This is a genomic window from Leptothrix mechoopdaensis (SeqCode) (genome assembly GCF_053893855.1).
In genome coordinates this window covers 631694-650340 of record NZ_CM132699.1, presented here as the reverse complement: position 1 = coordinate 650340, position 18647 = coordinate 631694, and the positions used below count along the sequence as shown (strand labels likewise).

16 protein-coding genes are annotated in these 18647 nt (G+C 68.7%); 5 read left to right on the top strand and 11 right to left on the bottom strand.

The features are described from left to right. The first annotated feature begins 657 nt into the window (after positions 1–657). Complete coding sequence (locus ACWA7K_RS02955) at positions 658–1845, top strand: Gfo/Idh/MocA family protein (RefSeq protein WP_456165499.1); 1188 nt, start codon at positions 658–660, stop codon at positions 1843–1845. Between the two features lie 104 nt (positions 1846–1949). On the opposite strand, the gene ACWA7K_RS02950 is transcribed toward ACWA7K_RS02955, so the two are convergent. The 11 genes from ACWA7K_RS02950 to iolD all read right to left on the bottom strand — a co-directional run bounded on the left by ACWA7K_RS02950 (position 1950) and on the right by iolD (position 14229). Continuing rightward, positions 1950–3119, bottom strand: a complete 1170-nt coding sequence (locus ACWA7K_RS02950; protein ID WP_456165497.1) for a Gfo/Idh/MocA family protein — start codon at positions 3117–3119, stop codon at positions 1950–1952. A 43-nt stretch (positions 3120–3162) separates the two neighbouring features. After that, a complete protein-coding gene (locus ACWA7K_RS02945) occupies positions 3163–4221 on the bottom strand; it encodes a sugar phosphate isomerase/epimerase family protein (RefSeq protein WP_456165495.1) in 1059 nt (352 codons plus the stop codon). A 172-nt stretch (positions 4222–4393) separates the two neighbouring features. Continuing rightward, on the bottom strand, positions 4394–5278 hold the full coding sequence (locus ACWA7K_RS02940; RefSeq protein WP_456165493.1) for a MurR/RpiR family transcriptional regulator: 885 nt from the start codon (positions 5276–5278) through the stop codon (positions 4394–4396). A 105-nt stretch (positions 5279–5383) separates the two neighbouring features. Next, a complete protein-coding gene (iolE, locus tag ACWA7K_RS02935) occupies positions 5384–6286 on the bottom strand; it encodes a myo-inosose-2 dehydratase (protein ID WP_456165491.1) in 903 nt (300 codons plus the stop codon). 37 nt (positions 6287–6323) lie between these two features. After that, a complete protein-coding gene (locus tag ACWA7K_RS02930) occupies positions 6324–7370 on the bottom strand; it encodes an ABC transporter permease (RefSeq protein ID WP_456165489.1) in 1047 nt (348 codons plus the stop codon). After that, entirely contained in the window at positions 7367–8851 is a 1485-nt protein-coding gene (locus tag ACWA7K_RS02925; RefSeq protein WP_456165487.1) for a sugar ABC transporter ATP-binding protein, read from the bottom strand. Before ACWA7K_RS02925 ends, ACWA7K_RS02930 begins: the two co-directional genes overlap by 4 nt. Positions 8852–8885: 34 nt before the next feature. Next, the gene (locus tag ACWA7K_RS02920; protein ID WP_456165485.1) at positions 8886–9920 is read right to left on the bottom strand and encodes a sugar ABC transporter substrate-binding protein; all 1035 of its coding nucleotides are present in this window, start codon (positions 9918–9920) and stop codon (positions 8886–8888) included. A 108-nt stretch (positions 9921–10028) separates the two neighbouring features. Continuing rightward, positions 10029–11039, bottom strand: coding sequence for an inositol 2-dehydrogenase (gene iolG / locus ACWA7K_RS02915; RefSeq protein ID WP_456210328.1), 1011 nt, complete (start codon positions 11037–11039; stop codon positions 10029–10031). Between the two features lie 22 nt (positions 11040–11061). Then, complete coding sequence (locus ACWA7K_RS02910) at positions 11062–11280, bottom strand: hypothetical protein (RefSeq protein ID WP_456210326.1); 219 nt, start codon at positions 11278–11280, stop codon at positions 11062–11064. Between the two features lie 176 nt (positions 11281–11456). After that, complete coding sequence (locus ACWA7K_RS02905; RefSeq protein ID WP_456165479.1) at positions 11457–12275, bottom strand: SDR family oxidoreductase; 819 nt, start codon at positions 12273–12275, stop codon at positions 11457–11459. Between the two features lie 103 nt (positions 12276–12378). Beyond that, entirely contained in the window at positions 12379–14229 is a 1851-nt protein-coding gene (gene iolD / locus ACWA7K_RS02900) for a 3D-(3,5/4)-trihydroxycyclohexane-1,2-dione acylhydrolase (decyclizing) (RefSeq protein WP_456165477.1), read from the bottom strand. A 116-nt stretch (positions 14230–14345) separates the two neighbouring features. Here iolD and iolG (ACWA7K_RS02895) point away from each other — a divergent pair, with 116 nt between their 5' ends. The 4 genes from iolG (ACWA7K_RS02895) to ACWA7K_RS02880 are packed head-to-tail and all read left to right on the top strand — an operon-like array spanning position 14346 to position 18603. Next, positions 14346–15353 carry an inositol 2-dehydrogenase gene (gene iolG / locus ACWA7K_RS02895; RefSeq protein WP_456165475.1) on the top strand — a complete coding sequence of 336 codons (1008 nt, stop codon included), beginning with the start codon at positions 14346–14348 and terminating at the stop codon, positions 15351–15353. 2 nt (positions 15354–15355) lie between these two features. Then, positions 15356–16804: an NAD-dependent succinate-semialdehyde dehydrogenase gene (locus ACWA7K_RS02890; RefSeq protein WP_456165473.1), complete on the top strand. Its 1449-nt coding sequence runs from the start codon at positions 15356–15358 to the stop codon at positions 16802–16804. A 12-nt stretch (positions 16805–16816) separates the two neighbouring features. Then, the gene (locus ACWA7K_RS02885) at positions 16817–17632 is read left to right on the top strand and encodes an HpcH/HpaI aldolase family protein (protein ID WP_456165471.1); all 816 of its coding nucleotides are present in this window, start codon (positions 16817–16819) and stop codon (positions 17630–17632) included. After that, on the top strand, positions 17632–18603 hold the full coding sequence (locus tag ACWA7K_RS02880; RefSeq protein WP_456165469.1) for a hydroxyacid dehydrogenase: 972 nt from the start codon (positions 17632–17634) through the stop codon (positions 18601–18603). The genes ACWA7K_RS02885 and ACWA7K_RS02880 overlap by 1 nt, the downstream gene beginning before the upstream one ends. Positions 18604–18647: the final 44 nt, after the last annotated feature.

Genomic DNA, 18647 nt, shown 5'->3' with positions numbered 1-18647 from the left:
ACAGGGAAGCCCGTTCAACCGGCGGTCAGACTAACGCAATGAAAATTGCACGTCAATTCGCGTTGCACGCGAAATTGCGAAACCCCGGGGAAGCCCTGATGAGCCTGATGAGCTGTGTGCGCCACACGGCACCCTCACCCGATCGCGCCGCTGCGCAGGGTGCACCGGCCGTGCCCTTCCGTCGATGGGAGAAGTGCCCCTTGATCGGACACGAGTCGCGAGGCAGAAGCCTCCGGAGCACCGCGGCGGGAGACCCTCGCCGCGGTGTCCGAAGGTCCCGTGCCCACCGATGGGGATGGCAGACACGGTCCCCGTCACGTCATCCCGGGCGGGCAGCCGTGGCGGCAGGCGGCCCGGGATGCGCGTGTTCAAGCGGTCGAGGCGAGACCATGACTCCAGTGTTCGCGATGGCAGGGTCATCCCCCTGGAGTGCCACGTATCGGCCAGCCCGCGCGCAGCTCCCCAGCTGCCCCTGCACACGCGACCTGACCTCTGCCGTCCCCCGACGGAAAGCGTTGCAGACTCTTCCAGCCCGGCTGGTGTCCGCGCCGTCAGGCTAACGCAATGAAAATTGCACGTCAACATATAGTGAATGCAGAATTGCCAAGAGGCACGGCATCGCCGCCGCCACGACCCTTCCACGCTTGCCGACCTGCCATGACGACCCTGACCGCCCAACACGCCTTCCCTCCCCCGTCCCGTCACCTGCGCCTCGGCTTCGTCGGCGGTGGCCAGGGCGCCTTCATCGGTGCCGTGCATGCCAACGGTGCTCGCCTGTCCGGCCGCTGGCAGGCCGTCGCCGGGGCGCTGTCCTCGGACCCGGCGCGTGCGCTCGCCTCGGGCCGCGAATGGCTGCTGGCCGATGACCGCATCTACAGCGACTACCGCGAGATGGCGCGCGCCGAGGCGGCCCGGCCCGATGGCATCGACGCGGTCGTGATCACCACGCCCAACCACCTGCACCACCCGGTCGCGGCGGCCTTCATGGACGCGGGCATCGACATCATTTCCGACAAGCCGCTGACCTCGAACCTGGCCGACGCGCTGGACCTCGCGCGACGCCAGCGCGAGACCGGCCTCGTGTTCGGCGTGACCTACGCCTACGCCGCCCACGCGATGGTCCGGCAGGCCCGCGAGATGATCCGGCGCGGCCTGATCGGCACGATCCGGCAGGTCCATGTCGAGTATTTCCAGGAATGGGCGCTGCACCTGAGCGACGCCGGCGCCGACAGGCCCTGGCGGCTGGATCCGGCCAAGGTCGGCCGGGCCTTCACGGTCGGCGACATCGGCACCCACGCCTTCCACCTGGCCAGCTTCGCCACCGGCCTGGACATCGAGCGGGTGCGGGCCGACTTCCACGTCTGCGGCGAGCCCAAGGCGCTGGAGGACAGCGCCTTCATGCACCTGCGGTTCGCGGGCAACGTTCCCGGCACCTTGATGGTGTCGCAGGCGGCGGCGGGCACGCAATGCGGTCTGAGGCTGCGCGTGCACGGCAGCCTGGGCGGGCTGGAGTGGGAGCAGGAGAACCCCGAGTACCTGCGCCACACGCCCTTCGACGCGCCCACGCAGGTCATCGGCCGGGGCTACGGCGGCGGCATGCTGGAGCCGGCCGTTCGGCTGGTGCGCATGCCGCGCGGCCATCCCGAGGCCCTGAGCGATGCCTGGGCCAACCTCTACACCGAGTTCGCCGTCGCGATCGAGGCGCGCCGCCTGGGCATCACCCTGCCGGAAGGCCTGGTGAACCTTCCCACGGTCCGCGAAGGCGTCCAGGGCGTGCGCTTCGTCGAAGCGGCGGTCGAGTCCAACGCCAGCGGCCAGTGGGTCGATTGCCGGGTTGCGCCTTGAGTCCTCACCCTTGACGCAGCCTGCACGGCTGCCACCCTGAAAGCCGAAAGCCCCGCCGGCATCGCTGCTGGCGGGGCTTTTCACTTGTCGGCCTCAGGGGCCGATCAGACCGTGTGCGGCTTGAGCGACTGGCCACCGGCCTGTGCGCTGTCGACCACCGCATCGACGAAGGCGACGCCCTTCAGGCCGTCCTGAACGCCCGGGATGTTGCGACCGATCGCCGTCGGCTGGCGGCCTTCCTGGCGCGCACGAATGGCCTCGGCAAAGCCGGCGTAGAGGTTGCCGAAGGCCTCGAGATAGCCTTCCGGATGACCGGGCGGCGTGCGGGTGCGGGCCTTGGCCGATTCCGACAGGTCGTCCGCGCCGCGCTTGATGCGCTGGGTGCGGCCGAACAGGCCGGTGAACTCCAGCTCGTTGGGCTGCTCCTGGAACCAGGTGAGCGAACCCTTCTCGCCGAACACGCGCAGACGCACGCCGTTGGAGCAGCCGATCGCCACCTGCGAGGACCACAGCAGGCCGCGTGCGCCGCCCTCGTAGCGCATCATCACGTGGGCGTTGTCGTCGAGCGCCCGGCCGGCCACGAAGGTGGCGAGGTCGGCACTCAGCGATTCGAGCTTCAGGCCGGTCACGAAGCCGGCCAGGTGGTAGGCGTGCGTGCCGATGTCGCCGATCGAGCCACCGCGGCCCGACTTCTTCGGGTCGGTGCGCCAGGCGGCCTGGGCATTGCCCTGGCTCTCGATCGCGGTGGCCATCCATTCGAGCGGGTACTCGACCTGCACGACGCGGATCGCGCCGAGCTGGCCGGCGGCGACCATCTCGCGAGCCTCATGGACCATCGGGTAGCCCGAGTAGGTGTAGGTCACGCCCATGAAGCGGCCAGTGCGTTCGACCACCTCGCGCAGCGCCACGGCGTCTTCCAGCGTGGTCGTCAGCGGCTTCTCGCAGATGACGTCGAAGCCGGCTTCGAGGAAGGCCTTGGCGATCGGGAAGTGCGTGTGGTTGGGCGTGCAGATGGCGACCGCGTCGACGCGGTCCTCACGCTGGAGCTCGGCTTCGAGCATCTCGCGGAAGTCGCCATAGGCCCGGTCGGTGGCGATGCCCTGGCTGGCCGCGAAGCGGCGGCCCCGTTCGGCATCGACGTCGAAGGCACCGGCCACCAGCTGGAAGCCGTTGTCCAGGCGCGCCGAGATGCGGTGGATGTTGCCGATGTAGGCGCCCTCGCCGCCACCGACCATGCCCAGGCGCAGCGGCCGGGCGGAAGATGTGTTCGTCATGTCCGTGTTTCCGTGTGTCTGTCGGCCACGCGGGCCGTGTGGCTCAGCGGTTGAGCCCGAGCATCTCGCGATTGGCCGACTTGTCGGCGCCCGAGCGCACGAAGTCGTCGAAGGCGCGTTCCGACACCTTGATGATGTGGTCGCGGATGAAGCGCGCGCCCTCGGCCGCGCCGTCCTCGGAGTTCTTCAGGAAGCATTCCCACTCCAGCACGGCCCAGCCGTCGAAGTCGTAGGTGGCGAGCTTGGAGAAGATCGCGCCGAAGTCGACCTGGCCGTCGCCCAGCGAGCGGAAGCGGCCGGCCCGGTTCTTCCACGGCTGGAAGCCGCCGTAGGCACCGGTCTTGCCGTTCGGGCGGAACTCCGCGTCCTTGACGTGGAACATCTTGATGCGCTCGTGGTAGTGGTCGATGAAGGCCAGGTAGTCGAGCGACTGCAGCACGAAGTGGCTGGGGTCGAACAGGATGTTGCAACGGCGGTGGTTGCCCACGCGCTCCAGGAACATCTCGAAGGTCAGGCCGTCGTGCACGTCCTCGCAGGGATGGACCTCGAAGCACAGGTCCACGCCCTGTTCCTCGAACTGGTCGAGGATGGGCCGCCAGCGCGTGGCCAGCTCGTCGAAGGCCTCGTCGACCAGGCCCTCGGGCCACTGCGGATAGGGGTAGAGATAGGGCCACAGCAGCGAGCCGGTGAAGGACACGTGGCGGTCCACGCCGAGCCGGCGCGAGGCGCGCGCGCAGTAGCCCATCTGCTCGACCGCCCATTGCTGGCGGGCGGCCGGGTTGCCGCGAAAGGCCTCCGGTGCGAAGGCATCCATGATCTGGTCATGGCAGGGATGCACCGCCACCAGCTGGCCGGTGATGTGCGAGGCCAGCTCGGTCAGCTCGACGCCGCTCTCGCGCAGCGTGCCCAGCAGCTCGTCGCAGTAGGTCTGGCTCTCGGCCGCCTTCTTCAGGTCGATCAGGCGGGTGTCCCAGGTCGGGACCTGCACGCCCGCGAAGCCCTTGTCGGCGGCCCAGCGGGTGATGGTGGACAGCTGGTTGTGGGGAGGCTCGTCGGTGGCGAACTGGGCCAGGTAGACGCCGGGGCCCTTGATGGTGCGCATGGGAGATGCTCCGTTCGAAGTCAGGCCGACACGCGCCGGCCAGGTGGCACGGTCGCCCGAGCCGAATAGATTGTTGAAAAGTCTATCTTGGTGCAAATATCATTGCAAGACAGACCACAGAACCCGAGCGCAGCGACGGGTCGGGCGCTGGCGGCTTTGCCGGTGCCGGCGCTCAGGCCCGCTGGGCGGCCTCGGCCGTGACGGTCGGGATGCGCGGATCGGTTTCCTTCTGCAGCCGCGCAGCCAGCGACACCACCAGCGCCTGTGCCACGCACATCGGCGCGGCCAGCGAGCGCGAGAAGATGTACTCGTGCTCCGGCACCGTGAACAGCGCGCGCGCGCCCTTGGCCAGCGGTGACAGCGTCGAGTCGGTGATGGCCAGGATGGGCACGCCTCGGCTGACCGCGTCCGCGGCCACGTCGACCGTCTCGCGGGCATAGAAGCGGAAGGAAACCGCGATCAGCAGGTCCTGAGGCTCCATCAGCTTGCCCATGTGCGTGGCCAGGCCGCCGCTGGCGTCGAGCAGCACGGTGCGCTTGCCCAGCATGGTCAGCACGTAGCGCATCAGCTCGACCACCGGGGCCGAACGCAGCTGGCCGATCAGGTGGATGGTGCGGGCCTGGTCCATCAGCGTGACCGCCTGCTCCATCCGCTCGTCGGAGATGTCGTTGAGCAAGTCCTGCAGCGAGGCGATGTCGCGCAAGACCAGCTCGCGCAGCAGCGAGGTCCGGCCTCCCTCGCCACCGCCATGGCCCAGTTCGCCTTCCAGCGCCTTGATGCGGGCCTCGAAGCCCGGCGCGGCCGTCGACAGCCGGCGCTGGAAGACTTCCTGCAGTTCCTTGAAACCCTTGAAGCCCAGCGACTGCGCGAAGCGCACGAAGCTGGAGGCATGGATGCCACAGCCTTCGCCGATCGCGTTGAGCGACTTGATCGCGACGTCGTTGGGGTTCTGGGTGAGGTAGATCGCGATCTGCTGGTAGGTCCGGCTCATCCCGTCGTGGTTCTCGTGGATCACGCGGATCAGGTCCTCGTAGCCCATCAGCGAGACCGGGGGCATCGGCCCTGTCGGCATGCCGCCCGCTGGCACGCCATCCGCAGACCGGCGGACCGGCGCGCTGCCGACGCGGCTCCCGTGACCGGACAGGATCACAGGCGCCACGGTTCAGACCAGCCGGTAGCCCACGCGCGCCAGCGCCGCGCTCAACGACCGGTGACCGATGCGGGCGTATTCCAGCGGCGGTGCCTTGACGGGATCCTGCTCGGCCTCGACCACGAACCAGCCCTGGTAGCCGATCGCGGCCAGTTCGGCGACCACCGCGTTGAAGTCGACCAGGCCATCACCCGGCACGGTGTAGACGCCCTTGAGCACGGCATCCAGGAAGGAGTCGGCCTCCCAGACCAGCTGGGCCAGCACCTCGCGGCGCACGTCCTTGGCATGGACATGGACGATGCGCGGCCCGTGCTTGCGCAGCACCGCCAGCACGTCGGCGCCGGCGAAGGTCAGGTGGCCGGTGTCGAACAGGAGACGCACCGCCGGACCGGTGGCGGCCATCAGGCGGTCAATGTCGTGTTCGCTCTCGATCGCGGTGCCCATGTGGTGATGGAAGGCCAGCGGCACGCCCATCTCGGCGCAGTACTCGCCGAACGCGGTCAGCTTGCGACCATAGGCCACGATCTCGGCATCGGTCAGCGTGCGGCGACGCGCCAGCGGCACGTCCTGCCGGTTCTGGATCGTGCCGGCCGTCTCGCCGTAGACCAGGCAGGCGGCACCCAGCTCGCGGAACATCTCCAGCTGGGCCCGGGCCTGGCGCTTCTCGCTCTCCAGATCGTTGTCCAGCAGCGTGCCGGAGTACCAGCCCGATGCCAGGCTCAGTCCGTGAGCCTGCAGCCTGGGCGCCAGCTCGGCGGCGGTCTTCGGGAACTTGCCGCCGGTCTCCACGCCGGTGAAGCCGGCCAGCCGGCTTTCGCTCAGGCAGGTTTCCAGCGGCGTGTCGCCACCGAGTTGCGGCAGGTCGTCGTTGGACCAGGCGATCGGCGCGATGCCGAGTCTTGCTTCGAGGGTCATGTCGGCTCGATGTCGAAGGATGGACAGGCTGAAGGACTCAGGTACGGGTCTTTACGCCGCTGGAGCGGCTGCTCGCCACTGTGGTCAGGACGGCGGCCACCACGATGACGGCGCCGGTCGAGGCCTGGACATAGAACGAGGGCACCTGGGCCAGCGTGAGCAGGTTGTTGATCACGCCGATCAGCAGCACGCCGCCGATGACGCCGATGATGGTGCCCTTGCCACCGCCGAGGCTGACCCCGCCGATCACCGCCGCCGCGAAGGCCGAGAAGATGATCCCCTGGCCCTGGGTCGTGACGGCCGAGTCGAGGCGACCGGTCATCAGCACGCCCGCCAGGCCCGACAGCAGCGCGGCGAAGATGAAGGCCGACCAGATCACGCGGTCCACGTTGATGCCGGCCGCGCGGGCCGCTTCCTCGTTGCCGCCGACCGCGTAGAGCGCCCGGCCGTAGCGATGGAACTGGAACACCACGCCGACGATCACCGCGACCACCAGGAAGACGAAGACCGACACCGGGATGCCGCCGACCGTGGCCGAGCCCAGGAAGGTGAGCGCCGCGCCGGGCGAGTAGATCGAGCGACCGCTGGAGACGATCAGCACGCCACCGCGCAGCAGCACCAGCAGGCCCAGCGTGGAGATGAAGGGGTTGAGGCCGACCTTCACCACCATGAAGCCGTTGAACACGCCGATCAGGCCGGCCGTTCCCAGCGCGATGATCAGGCCGGTCCAGCCTGGCAGCTCGATGCCGAAGCCACCGGCTGCCGCCGGCACCAGCATCACCGCCGCCAGCATCGGCGCGAAGCCGACGATGCCTTCGAGCGACAGGTCCAGGCGGCCGATCAGCACGACGAAGGTCAGGCCGATGGTCGTCAGGCCCAGCACGCTGACCTGTTCGAGGATGTTGACGAGGTTGACCGTCGTCAGGAAGCTCGGCGCGATGAAGGCGCCGATGATCACGATGATCAGCAGCACCGGGTACATCGTGAAGCCGTTGGCGACGAAGGCGCTGCCAAAGGCCGAAAGCCGTGAGGGGCCCTGCGCGGCGGCAGGGGCGTTGGGGATCGTGTCTGCTCGGGCGTTCATGCCACACCTTCCATGTGCAAGATCAGGTCTTTCATGTCGTAGTCGCCCACCAGTTCGTCGACCAACCTGCCGTCGACGATGATGGCCACGCGGTTCGCGAGCTGCTCGATCTCGTCTTCCTCGTCGGAGACGACCACGATGCCCATGCCCTGGCGGGCGAGTTCGCGCAGCAGCCCGTAGAGCTGCTCCTTGGCGCCGACGTCGACGCCGCGTGTGGGGCTCATGGCCACGATCACCTGCGGGCTGCGGCACAGCGCGCGGGCGAACACGACCTTCTGCTGGTTGCCGCCGCTGAGCTGGCTGACCGGCTGTTCAAGGGATGAGGAAACGACCCGCGTCTGCCGGGCCAGCTCACCGACGTGGGCCTGTTCCTTGTCGCGCCGGATGAAGCCGAGGCCGTCCGACAGCAGGTCCAGACCGCCGATGGCGACGTTCTCGCGCACGCCGAGGATGCCGACGTAGCCGCTCTCGTGGCGATCGGTCGGGACCAGGCCGATGGTGGGCAGGCTGCCGCGCGGGCTGAGGACCTCGCCGCGCACGGGCGGCTTCTGGCCGGCCAGGATCATCGCCAGGTCTTCCTTGCCACCGGCCACCGGACCGGCCAGCGCGACGATCTCGCCGGCCTTGACCTCGAAGTCCAGCGTCGCGTCGACCTTGGCCTGGATCTGCAGCCCGCGGGCCTGCAGCAGGGCCGGGGCCGAACGCTGCGTGTGGTCCTCGCGCAGGCTGCGGCTGGTCTCCTCGCCCATCATCAGGTTGGCGATGGTGCGCACGTCGAGGTTGGCGACCGGCTCGCGCGCCTTGACCACCTGGCCGTCGCGCAGGATGGTGACGATGTCGGCCACCTCGAAGACCTCGTCAAGGTGGTGCGAGATGTAGACGAAGGACACGCCCTGCGCCTTCAGCGCCTTGACGTGCTGGAACAGGATGCGCTTCTCGGCGTTGCTCAGCGCGGCGGTCGGCTCGTCCAGGATCATCACCGGCACGCCTCGGCTGAGGGCCTTGATGATCTCCAGCAGCTGCCGCGTGCCGGCATCGAGCGAGGCCGCCAGCGCGCCAGGTTCGATGTCGATGTTCCATTCCGCGAGCATGGCCGCCGTGCGCTCCTGCATGAGGCGATGGCTGACCATGCCGAAGCGGTTGCGCACCGAGGGGCTCTCGAGGAACAGGTTCTCCGCGACCGTCAGCAGGTTGAACAGACGGGGCGTCTGCTGCACGTGCGCGATGTCGTTGCGGATGGCGGCGGCGTAGCTCTGGCCGTCGGCCGTCACTTCCGTCCCGCCGATGCGGATGTGGCCGGAGTCGGCGGGCGTGAACCCGCTGAGCGCCGACACCAGGGTGCTCTTGCCCGCGCCGTTGCGGCCGAGCAATGCGTGGACTTCACCTCTTGCGACCGTGAAGTCCACGCCTCGCAGAGCACGCGTGGACCCGAAGGTCTTGGTGATGTTGCGCATCGCCACGATGGCTTGATCGCTCGTCATGACCTTCTGGCTCCAGACATGCTCTGCGGGTCGATCACTTGCCGACCTGGTTGCCCCAGAGGGCCTTGGATTCGACGTTGTCCGCGGTCACCAGCGTCGCGTTGAGCTGGTACTGCGGGCCGACCGGCGTCTCGATCACGCGGCCGTCGGGACGCGGGCCGATCTGGATCGAACCACCGCCCTTGACCAGCTTGATCAGCTCGGCCGTCTTGGTGGCATAGGCGCTCAGCGGCTGCGACACGGTGGCGTCCAGCGCCTTCTTGCGGATCAGTTCGAGGCCCTGCGGGGTGCCGTCGATCGCCACGCGGATGACCGACTTGGCATCGCCCACCGGCGCATCGCGGCGCGCGGCCTTGAGCTGCGCATTGACGGCGGTGGCCATCAGCTCGGAGGCCATGAAGATGCCCGACAGCGTCGGGTTCTGCGTCAGCACGTTCTGGGCGGCATCGGCGGCCATGTCGGCGGTCCACTCGGTCGGGCGCTGGATCAGGCGGACCTTGGGGGCTTCCTTCTTCAGTGTGTCGGCGAAGCCGCTCGAACGGTCACGGCCGTTCGGCGTGTTCAGGCCGCCCTGCAGCTCCAGCACGATGCACGAGCTGGCGGCCCAGCACGGTGCCTTCTTCAGGCGACGCACCATCTCTTCGGCCCCCTGCACGCCGGCGTTGATGTTGTCGGCGCGGACCGTGGCCGTGACGTTGCCGCCAGCCGGTGCGTCGTCGATCGAGAACACCAGGGCCTTGGCGTCGTTGGCGCGCTTGACGGCCGGCACGATGCCGGCGGAGTCGATCGGCGCGAAGACGATCACGTTGGCGCCACCGGCGACCAGGTTCTGCAGCGCGCTGACCTGCGCGGCGATGTCGCCGTTGGGGTCAGGGGCGCCCACGACGGTGAAACCACTGCTCTTGAAGGCGTCCAGCGACATCTTCAGCATCAGGGTCTGGAAGTCGTCCTTCAGGAACTTCGGGGTGATGCCGACCTTGACGTCGCTCTGGGCGTGCGCAACAGGCATTGCAGCCATGGCGGCCAGCATGGTGGCGCCGACGACGAATTTCTTGCGAGTGAGTTTCATGGGTATCTCCGTCATGGGCTCGATGGCCCGTTATCCCTTTTCAGGGTTCTTGCTTGAATACTCCCCCGGCCGTCCGGCCAGGGAATCTCGAGCTTCCGGCCGATGCAATCAGCCGGACACTTCCGATACGTTGACGAGGCGCCGCTCGTGCATCGAGCGGTAGGCCGCCTCGGCCAGGATCAGGGCGCGCCGACCGTCCTCGAAACTCGCCAGCGGGGTCGCGCCCTTCTCGACGCAATCGACGAAACCGTCGATTTCCGCCATGAAGGCCTCGAGGTAGCGCTCGAGGAAGAAGAACTGGTAGGGAGCCGCCGCCTCGGTGCCCTTGGCCGAATACCGGCGCAATTCGTTCGGCTTGCGGTTGTCGGAGATCAGCATGCCGGTGCTGCCCATCAGCTCGACACGCTGGTCGTAGCCATAGACGGCGGTGCGGGAGTTGTTGATGTGGCACTGCCGGCCCGAGGCGGTGCGCAGGATGAACATGGCGCTGTCGACCTCGTTGAGCTCGCGGCCCAGCGCCGGGTCGATCAGGGCGTTGCCCAGCGCGAAGACCTCGGTCGGCTCCTCGCCGAGCATGAAGCGCGCGAGGTCGAAGTCGTGGATCGTCATGTCGCGGAACAGGCCGCCGGCCGCTTCCAGATAGGCTCGCGGCGGCAGGGCCGGATCGCGCGAGGTGATCACCACCTGGTGCAGGTCACCGATCTCGCCGGCCAGCATGGCCGCGCGGGCCGCGCTGTGGCCCGGGTCGTAGCGGCGGTTGAAGCCGAGCTGGATGGGAATGGCGGTGCCGGCGATGCGGGCGGCACAGGCGTTGACCCGCGCCAGGTTCAGGTCGATCGGCTTCTCGCACAGCACGGCCTTGCCGGCGGCGATGGCCATCTCGATGTAGTCGGCATGGGTCGGCGTCGCGGTCGCGATCAGCACCGCGTCGACGTCCTTGGAGCCGAACACCTCGTCGGGGCTCTGGGCGGCCCGCACGCCCTGCTCGGCGGCGACACGCTCGGCGGACGGGCGGTGCACGTCATAGACCATGGCCAGCGTGGCGCGCGGATGCCGGGCGACGTTGGCGGCATGCATCTGGCCGATACGGCCACAACCCAGGACGGCAATTCTCAACATGCGGTTTCTCCAGAATTCCAGATCAAATCAGATCACTGACCAGCCGGTCGGTTATCAGCTGATATTCGAGGGTCGCCGGAATCATCTTCATCAAACAATTCAGGGCGAACACATACCCACCCATCCAGTTGAATGGTTGAGGTTTTGGAAGGGTGCCCGTGCGGGCGTTCGGTTCTATCGGGCGGGCTGCACGACTTTTTGGCGCAGAGCCCTTGCCAGGGTTTTCCGCTGCGGCCTGCATCCGTGTTTGATGCATGGCCCGGGTCAGTTCCAGCAGATTATCGCAACGAAAATTGCGTGTCAATGTTCATTGCACGCCGAGTTGCAGAATCCGGGAAAACACCTAAAGGACCGTCAAGATCCGGGTTCACGGCGCAGGGACGAGGCGAGGTCCGCGTAGGACTCGCCTCGTCCGGATCAGGCGCTCAGGGGGCCGGCCGGCACCGGCGGGCTGGCGTCGTAGCCGCCCCAGACCGACTGGTCGAAGTGGATGACCGAGCCGGTCATCATCCCGCTGTCATCGCTCGCCAGGAAGGCGACCGCACGGGCCACCTCGGCGGGGTCGAGCAGACGGCCGAAGGGCTGCGCCGCAGCGGCCTTGGCCAGCCAGTCCGGATCGGCGCCGTGGTACTCGCGCTGGGTGCGGTCCTCGCCGTCCGAGGCCATCCAGCCGATGTCGAGCTGGTTGACGCGGATGCGGTTGCGCAGCAGCGCGTAGCCGCTGTTGCGGGTCAGCGTGGCCAGCGCGCCCTTGGAGGCGCAGTAGGGCGCGATGAAGGGCTGGCCGGCGCGCTCGGAGGTCGAGCCGATGTTGACGATGGCACCCTGGATGCCGTCGCGGATCATCAGCTTGACGGCCTCCTGCATGAGGAAGAACGGCGCCCGCACGTTGACCGCGAACATGCGGTCGAACAGTTCCTCGGACGTGTTCAGCAGGTTGCCGCGATCGGTCAGGCCGGCCGCGTTGACCAGCACGTCGACCCGGCCGAAGGCCTGGTCGGCGGCGGCGATGACCTGACGGCAGTCGGCCACCTGGCCGAGATCGGCCGCGACGAAGACGGTCTTGACGCCGGTCTCGCCCTGGATGCGCTCGGCCACCGTGCGGCCCTTGTCGGCGCTGCGGCCGCAGATCACGAGGCCGGCGGCGCCGGCCTGTGCCAGTTGCCGGGCCACGGCGGCGCCCAGGCCCTGGGTGCCACCGGTGACGACGGCCACCTTTCCATCCACTCTGTTCATGTGCTGCTCCTGGAGACGTGGGAAACCGGCCGGATCGACGTGATCCGGCGCGGGAGGTTGAAGGACTCGATGAAGGGCGCGGGCCGGTCGGCCCGCACGGGGATCAGACGCCGACGCGCTGCTTGCTGCGGATCAGCAGCTGGGCCTCGCGGGCGGCCTGGACCGACGGACGGTTGCTGACCTCGGGCACGCCGACATCCCAGTCCGCGTCGCCCGGCACCCAGGCGTGGGCATCGGTGGCGATGGACAGCACGGTGGTGCGGTCATTGCCCTGCGCCCACTCGAAGGCATCCGCCAGCTCGGCCAGCGTGGTGCAGCGGCGGCCCAGCGCGCCCATGGCTTCGGCATGCTTGACGAAGTCGACCGCGAAGGGCTCCTGCACGCGGCAGTCCTTGAGCAGGTTGTTGAAGCCCGGCACGCCCTTGAACGTCTGCAGGCGGCTGATCACCGCATAGCCCGCGTTGTCGCAGACCACGACGATCATCTTGTGGCCCGACAGCACCGACGAGTAGATGTCGGAGTTCATCATCATGTAGGTGCCATCGCCCAGCATGACGATCGGCGTGCCCTGCCCGGCCTTGGCCATCGCGTGGCCCCAGCCGGCCGCGATCTCGTAGCCCATGCAGCTGAAGCCGAACTCGCAGTCGAAGGTGTGCGGCTTCTTGACGCGCCAGCCCTTGGTGACCTCGCCGGGCAGGCCGCCGGCGGCGGTGACGAGGGTGTCGTCCTCGCGGGCGCCGCGGTTGATCACCTCGACCACCTGCGCATAGGTCGGCACGGCCGCGCCGTTGTCCTTCTTGAAGCCGTCCAGCAGGGCGTCCCATTCGGAGAACAGCACGCGGGCCTTGGCGGTCCAGCCGATCGGGGCGCGCCAGTCGCCCAGGCCGGCGCGGATCTCGCCGACCGTCTCCAGCGCATCGCCGACCACCGCCAGCGCGCGGTGCTTGGTGGCGTCCCAGCGGGCCGTGTTGACGGAGATGAAGCGGGCGTCCTGGCGGAAGGCGGTCCAGGAGCCGGTGGTGAAGTCCTGCAGTCGCGTGCCGATGGCCAGGATCACGTCGGCACCGGCGGCCAGGGCGTTGGCCGAGGTCGAGCCGATGATGCCGATCGGGCCGGCATGGGCCGGATGGTCGTGCACCACGCCACCCTTGCCGGCGATGGTCTCGACCAGCGGGATGCCGTGGTCCAGCGCGAACTGGGCTACCGCCTGCTCGGCCTGCGAGTAGCGCACGCCACCGCCCGAGATGATCAGCGGCGCCTTGGCCGACTTCAGCAGTTCGATCGCCTCCTGCACCTTGTCGCGATCGGCGCGCGGGCGCGGGATGGTCCAGGTGGTCGGCTCGAAGAAGGCCAGCGGGTAGTCGAAGGCGACTTCCTGCGTGTCCTGGCACAGGCCGATGAAGGCCGGGCCGCAGTCGGCCGGGTCCAGCATGGCCGCGATGGCCTGCGGCAGCGAGGTGATGATCTGCTGCGGCAGCGTGATCCGGTCCCAGTAGCGCGACACCGGCTTGAAGCAGTCGTTGACGGTGATGGTCGGGTTGCCGTAGTGCTCGACCTGTTGCAGCACCGGGTCCGGCAGGCGGTTGGCGAAGGTGTCACCGGCCAGCAGCAGCACCGGCAGGCGGTTCGCATGGGCCACGCCGGCCGCCGTGACCATGTTGGCCGCGCCCGGGCCGATCGAGGTCGCGGCGACCATGATCTGGCGACGGCGCCTGGCCTTGGCATAGCCGATCGCGGCCAGCGCCATCGACTGCTCGTTCTGGCCGCGCCAGGTCGGGAACTCGTCCTTCACCGCTTCGAGCGCCTCGGACAGGCAGGTCACGTTGCCGTGTCCGAAGATCGCGAAGACCCCCGCGAAGAGCGGGACCTTCTCGCCGTCGATGACGGTGAACTGGTTCTGCAGGTAGCGCACGAGGGCTTGTGCCATCGTCAGCCGAACGGTCGTCTGGGCCATGGTTCATCTCCAACTTGAGGTGTCGCCGTCCGGTCGGGTCCTTGCCCTCTCCGAATCGATCGTTGACAAGTTTAGCTTGCCGCAAATATCATTGCAACACTGGACTGGAGGCAAACATGTTGAAGATTGCAGTACTGGGTTGCGGCCGCATCGGCCAGATGCACGCCCGAAACATCGCCAAGCACCCGAGGGCCCGGCTGGCCTGCGTGTACGACATCGACGTCGGCGCCGCCGAGCGCATCGGCCGCGAGCTGAACGTGCCGGTCGCCCCGTCGATCGACAACATCCTCGCTTCTGACCTGGTCGATGCAATTCTCATTGCAACTTCGACCAGCACACATGCGGATTTGCTCGAACGTGCGGTCGCCGCCGGCAAGCCGGTGCTGTGCGAGAAGCCGATCGACCTGAGCCTGGCGCGGGTCAACGCCTGCGCCGCCACGATCCGCGGCAGCTCGGTGCCGATCATGCTGGGCTTCGTGCGCCGCTTCGACCCGGGCCACAAGGCGACCCGCGACGCGGTCGCCCGCGGCGACATCGGCGCGCTGCGCCAGGTCGTCATCACCTCGCGCGACCCCGGCATGCCGCCGGTGGCCTACAGCGAGGCCTCGGGCGGCATCTTCCGCGACATGACCATCCACGACTTCGACATGGCCCGCTATGTCCTCGGCGAGGAGCCGGTCGAGGTGCTGGCGCAGGGCAGCCGCCTGGTCGATCCGGCCCTGATGGACCGCCTGGGTGACTACGACACGATCACCGTGGTGCTGCGCACCGCCTCGGGCAAGCAGTGCGTGATCAACAACTGCCGCCAGGCGGCCTACGGCTACGACCAGCGCGTCGAGGCCCTGGGCTCGCTGGGCATGGTGCTGTCGGACAACCGCAAGCCGCATGAGTCGGTGCTGCACACCGAGACCTTCACCGGCCGCCAGGCGCCCTACCTGAACTTCTTCATCGAGCGCTATGCCGAGGCCTTCTCGGCGGAGATCGACGAGTTCGTCTCGGCGATCAGCGAGCAGCGCGCCCCGTCGGTCGGCTTCGACGACGGCCGCCTCGCCCTGCTGCTGGCCGAGGCCGCGATCAAGTCCGCCGCCGAAGGCCGCGCGGTGCGACTGTCCGAACTGGAGTGACCATGTCCGACACCTTGTACGACCGGTTCGGGCTGTTCATCCACGGCGAGTGGCGCCAGGCCCAGGGCGGCGCCAGCGCGCCGGTGCTGAGCCCCGTGACCGGGCTGCCGCTGGGCCGGGTGCCGCTGGCCTCGGTGGCCGACACGCAGGAAGCGATCGCGAGTGCGGCGCAGGGCTTCAAGGCCTGGCGCGCCAGGCAGGCCTTCGAGCGGGCCGACGCGATGCATGCCATCGCCGACGAGATGATCCGCCGCCGCCCCGAGGCCGCCCGCATGATCTCCAGCGAGACCGGCAAGCCGATCGCGCAGTCCGAACGCGAGTGGACCCTGTCGATCGACCAGTTCCGCTGGTTCGCCGAGGAAGCCCGCCGCATCTACGGCCGCGTGGTCGAGAGCCGCGTGCCGGGCGGCCGCTTCGAGGTGCTGCACGAGCCGGTGGGCATCGCCGCCGCCTTCACGGCCTGGAACTTCCCGGCCGCGCTGATCGCCCGCAAGGTCGCCCCGGCGCTGGCCGCCGGCTGCTCGACCATCCTGCGTCCGTCCAGCCAGACGCCGGGCGTGGCGATGGTGATGGTCGACTGCATCCGCGCCGGCAACCTGCCCGCCGGGGTGGTCAACCTGGTGGTCGGCGCGACCGCGTCGACCTACCAGCCCATCATGGCCTCGCCGGAGGTCCGCAAGGTCTCGCTGACCGGCTCGACCCGGGTCGGCCAGCAGATGATCCGGGACGCGGCCGACACGCTGAAGAAGGTCTCGATGGAACTCGGCGGCAATGCGCCGCTGATCGTCTACGACGATGCCGACCTCGAGATGGCGCTGAACGTGTCGGTGCCGACCAAGTTCGCCAACGCCGGGCAGGTCTGCGTCACGCCCGACCGCTTCTTCGTGCACGAGTCCATCCACGATGCCTTCGTCAAGGGCTTCGTCGAGCGCACCGCCGCGCTGAAGATCGGCGACGGCCTGGACCCCTCGGTGCAGATGGGCCCGCTGATCAACGCGGCCCGGCTGCAGGAGATCGAGTCCATCGTCGAGGACGCGGCCCGCCAGGGCGCCCGCGTCGCCCACGGCGGCAACCGGCTGGCCGGACATGGTCAAGGCCACTTCTTCGCCCCGACCGTGCTGACCGACGTGAGCGACGGCATGCGCGTGTTCGAGCAGGAGAACTTCGGCCCGATCGCCGCCATCACCCGCTTCAGCAGCGACGATGAGGCGCTGGCCCGCGCCAATGCCTCCGACATGGGCCTGTCGGCCTATGCCTTCACCACGAGCGCCAGGCGGGCCCGCCGCACGGTGGCCGAGCTGAAGGCCGGCATGGTCGGCATCAACAGCTATGCGCTGGCGGCCTCCGAGGCACCCTTCGGCGGCACCAAGTACTCCGGCATGGGACGGGAAGGCGGCATCGAAGGCATCGCCGACTACCTCGACACCAAGCTGGCCCAGGTGGTCTTCTAAGCGGGGAATCCAGTGATCAAGAACAAGCTCAAGTCCCTCTGGGCCGAAGGCAAGCCCACCCTCAACGGCTGGCTGTCGATCGGCAACCCCTTCACCGCCGAGATCATGGCCGCGCAGGGCTACGACAGCATCTGCATCGACGTGCAGCACGGCGCGCTGGACTACGGCGACGTGCTGCCGATGTTCCAGGCCATGCGCGCCTCGGGCGCGGTGCTGCTGGCGCGCGTGCCCTGGCTGGAGCCGGGCATCGTCATGAAGGTGCTCGATGCCGGCGCCTACGGCGTGATCTGCCCGATGGTCAACACCGCCGAGCAGGCCGCCGAGTTCGTCAGCTACCTGCGCTACCCGCCGCTGGGCCAGCGCAGCTTCGGCCCGACCCGCGCGAACTTCTCGGCCGGCGCCAACTACGCCGCCGAGGCCAACGGCGAGATCCTCGCCTTCGCGATGGTCGAGACCGCCGAGGCGATGTCCAACCTCGACGCGATCGCCGCGACGCCCGGCCTGGACGGCATCTACGTCGGTCCGGCCGACCTGAGCTTCAGCCTGTCGCAGGGCCGGCTGGCTCCGGCCTTCGACCGCGAGGAGCCCGAGATGATCGCGGCCCTGCAGCAGATCGTGGTGGCCTGCAAGAAGAACGGCATCCGCGCCGCACTGCACTGCGGCACGCCCGAGTACGCCGCCCGCGCCATCGCCTGGGGCTTCGACATGACCACCGTTTCGGGCGACTCGCGCCTGCTCGCCGGGGCGGCCCAGGCCAGCGTTGCGCGCTTCCGCGAACTTGCCAGCCAACGCACGGCCGCCGCGGCCGAGCGCACCGGAGCCTATTGATGCCGCACATCCTCGTCGCAGGAAAACTGCACCCCAGCGGCATCGCGCTGCTGAAGTCGGCCCCGGGCATCACCTACGACTACGTCGAGGACGTCTCCGAGCCCAGCTACGCCCCGCTGATCGGCCAGGCCGACGCGCTGGTGATCCGCACGCAGCCGCTGTCGGCCGCCACGGTCGCGAAGGCGGACCGCCTGAAGATCGTCTCGCGCCACGGCGTCGGCTACGACGCGGTGCACCTGCCCTCGCTGGTCGAGCGCGGCATCGTCCTGGCCGTCTGCGGCGACGTCAACTCGGCGGCGGTGGCCGAGCACAGCATGATGCTGCTGCTGGCCACGCTCAAGCAGACGCTGCGTGCCGACCGCTCGGTGCGGTCGGGCAACTGGTCCTGGCGCAACCAGCTGCAGTCGCAGGAGGCCGGCGGCAAGAACCTGCTGATCGTCGGCTACGGCCGCAGCGGCAGGCATCTGGCACGCATGGCCTCGGGCTTCGGCATGACGATCCGGTCCTATGACCCGTATCTCGAGAAGATGGGCTGGCCCGAGGGCGAGGTCCGGCCGATCTCGAACCTGCACGAGGCCCTGGCCTGGGCCGACGCGGTCTCGATCCATGTGCCCCGCGACGACCAGCCGCTGATCGGCGCCGCCGAACTGGCCTGTCTCAAGCCCTCGGCCGTGCTGGTCAATTCGGCACGCGGCGGCATCGTCGACGAGGCGGCGCTGATCAACGCCCTGCAGGCCGGATCGATCGCGGCCGCCGGTCTCGATGTCTTCGAGGACGAGCCCCTGAAGCCCGACTCGCGCCTGCTGTCGCTCGACAACGTGCTGCTGACGCCGCACATCGCCGGCCTGACCGAAGGCTGCGCCGAGCGCATGGCCCTGCATTCGGTGCAGAACGTGCTGGACTTCTTCGACGGCCACATCGCCCTGGACCGCGTGATCAATCGCGCCCAGCTCGGCACGACGACCGCCTGAAGCCTCGCCGCCCGCCCCGTCGGGCGTCTGCCCCGTCCCCGGAA

Excerpts from the sequence above, each read along its gene's own strand:
- ACWA7K_RS02955 (WP_456165499.1), top strand. The coding sequence starts at position 658 with ATGACGACCCTGACCGCCCAACACGCCTTCCCTCCCCCGTCCCGTCAC.
- ACWA7K_RS02950 (WP_456165497.1), bottom strand. The coding sequence starts at position 3,119 with ATGACGAACACATCTTCCGCCCGGCCGCTGCGCCTGGGCATGGTCGGT.
- ACWA7K_RS02945 (WP_456165495.1), bottom strand. The coding sequence starts at position 4,221 with ATGCGCACCATCAAGGGCCCCGGCGTCTACCTGGCCCAGTTCGCCACC.
- ACWA7K_RS02940 (WP_456165493.1), bottom strand. The coding sequence starts at position 5,278 with ATGCCCCCGGTCTCGCTGATGGGCTACGAGGACCTGATCCGCGTGATC.
- iolE (WP_456165491.1), bottom strand. The coding sequence starts at position 6,286 with ATGACCCTCGAAGCAAGACTCGGCATCGCGCCGATCGCCTGGTCCAAC.
- ACWA7K_RS02930 (WP_456165489.1), bottom strand. The coding sequence starts at position 7,370 with ATGAACGCCCGAGCAGACACGATCCCCAACGCCCCTGCCGCCGCGCAG.
- ACWA7K_RS02925 (WP_456165487.1), bottom strand. The coding sequence starts at position 8,851 with ATGACGAGCGATCAAGCCATCGTGGCGATGCGCAACATCACCAAGACC.
- ACWA7K_RS02920 (WP_456165485.1), bottom strand. The coding sequence starts at position 9,920 with ATGAAACTCACTCGCAAGAAATTCGTCGTCGGCGCCACCATGCTGGCC.
- iolG (WP_456210328.1), bottom strand. The coding sequence starts at position 11,039 with ATGTTGAGAATTGCCGTCCTGGGTTGTGGCCGTATCGGCCAGATGCAT.
- ACWA7K_RS02910 (WP_456210326.1), bottom strand. The coding sequence starts at position 11,280 with ATGCAGGCCGCAGCGGAAAACCCTGGCAAGGGCTCTGCGCCAAAAAGT.
- ACWA7K_RS02905 (WP_456165479.1), bottom strand. The coding sequence starts at position 12,275 with ATGAACAGAGTGGATGGAAAGGTGGCCGTCGTCACCGGTGGCACCCAG.
- iolD (WP_456165477.1), bottom strand. The coding sequence starts at position 14,229 with ATGGCCCAGACGACCGTTCGGCTGACGATGGCACAAGCCCTCGTGCGC.
- iolG (WP_456165475.1), top strand. The coding sequence starts at position 14,346 with ATGTTGAAGATTGCAGTACTGGGTTGCGGCCGCATCGGCCAGATGCAC.
- ACWA7K_RS02890 (WP_456165473.1), top strand. The coding sequence starts at position 15,356 with ATGTCCGACACCTTGTACGACCGGTTCGGGCTGTTCATCCACGGCGAG.
- ACWA7K_RS02880 (WP_456165469.1), top strand. The coding sequence starts at position 17,632 with ATGCCGCACATCCTCGTCGCAGGAAAACTGCACCCCAGCGGCATCGCG.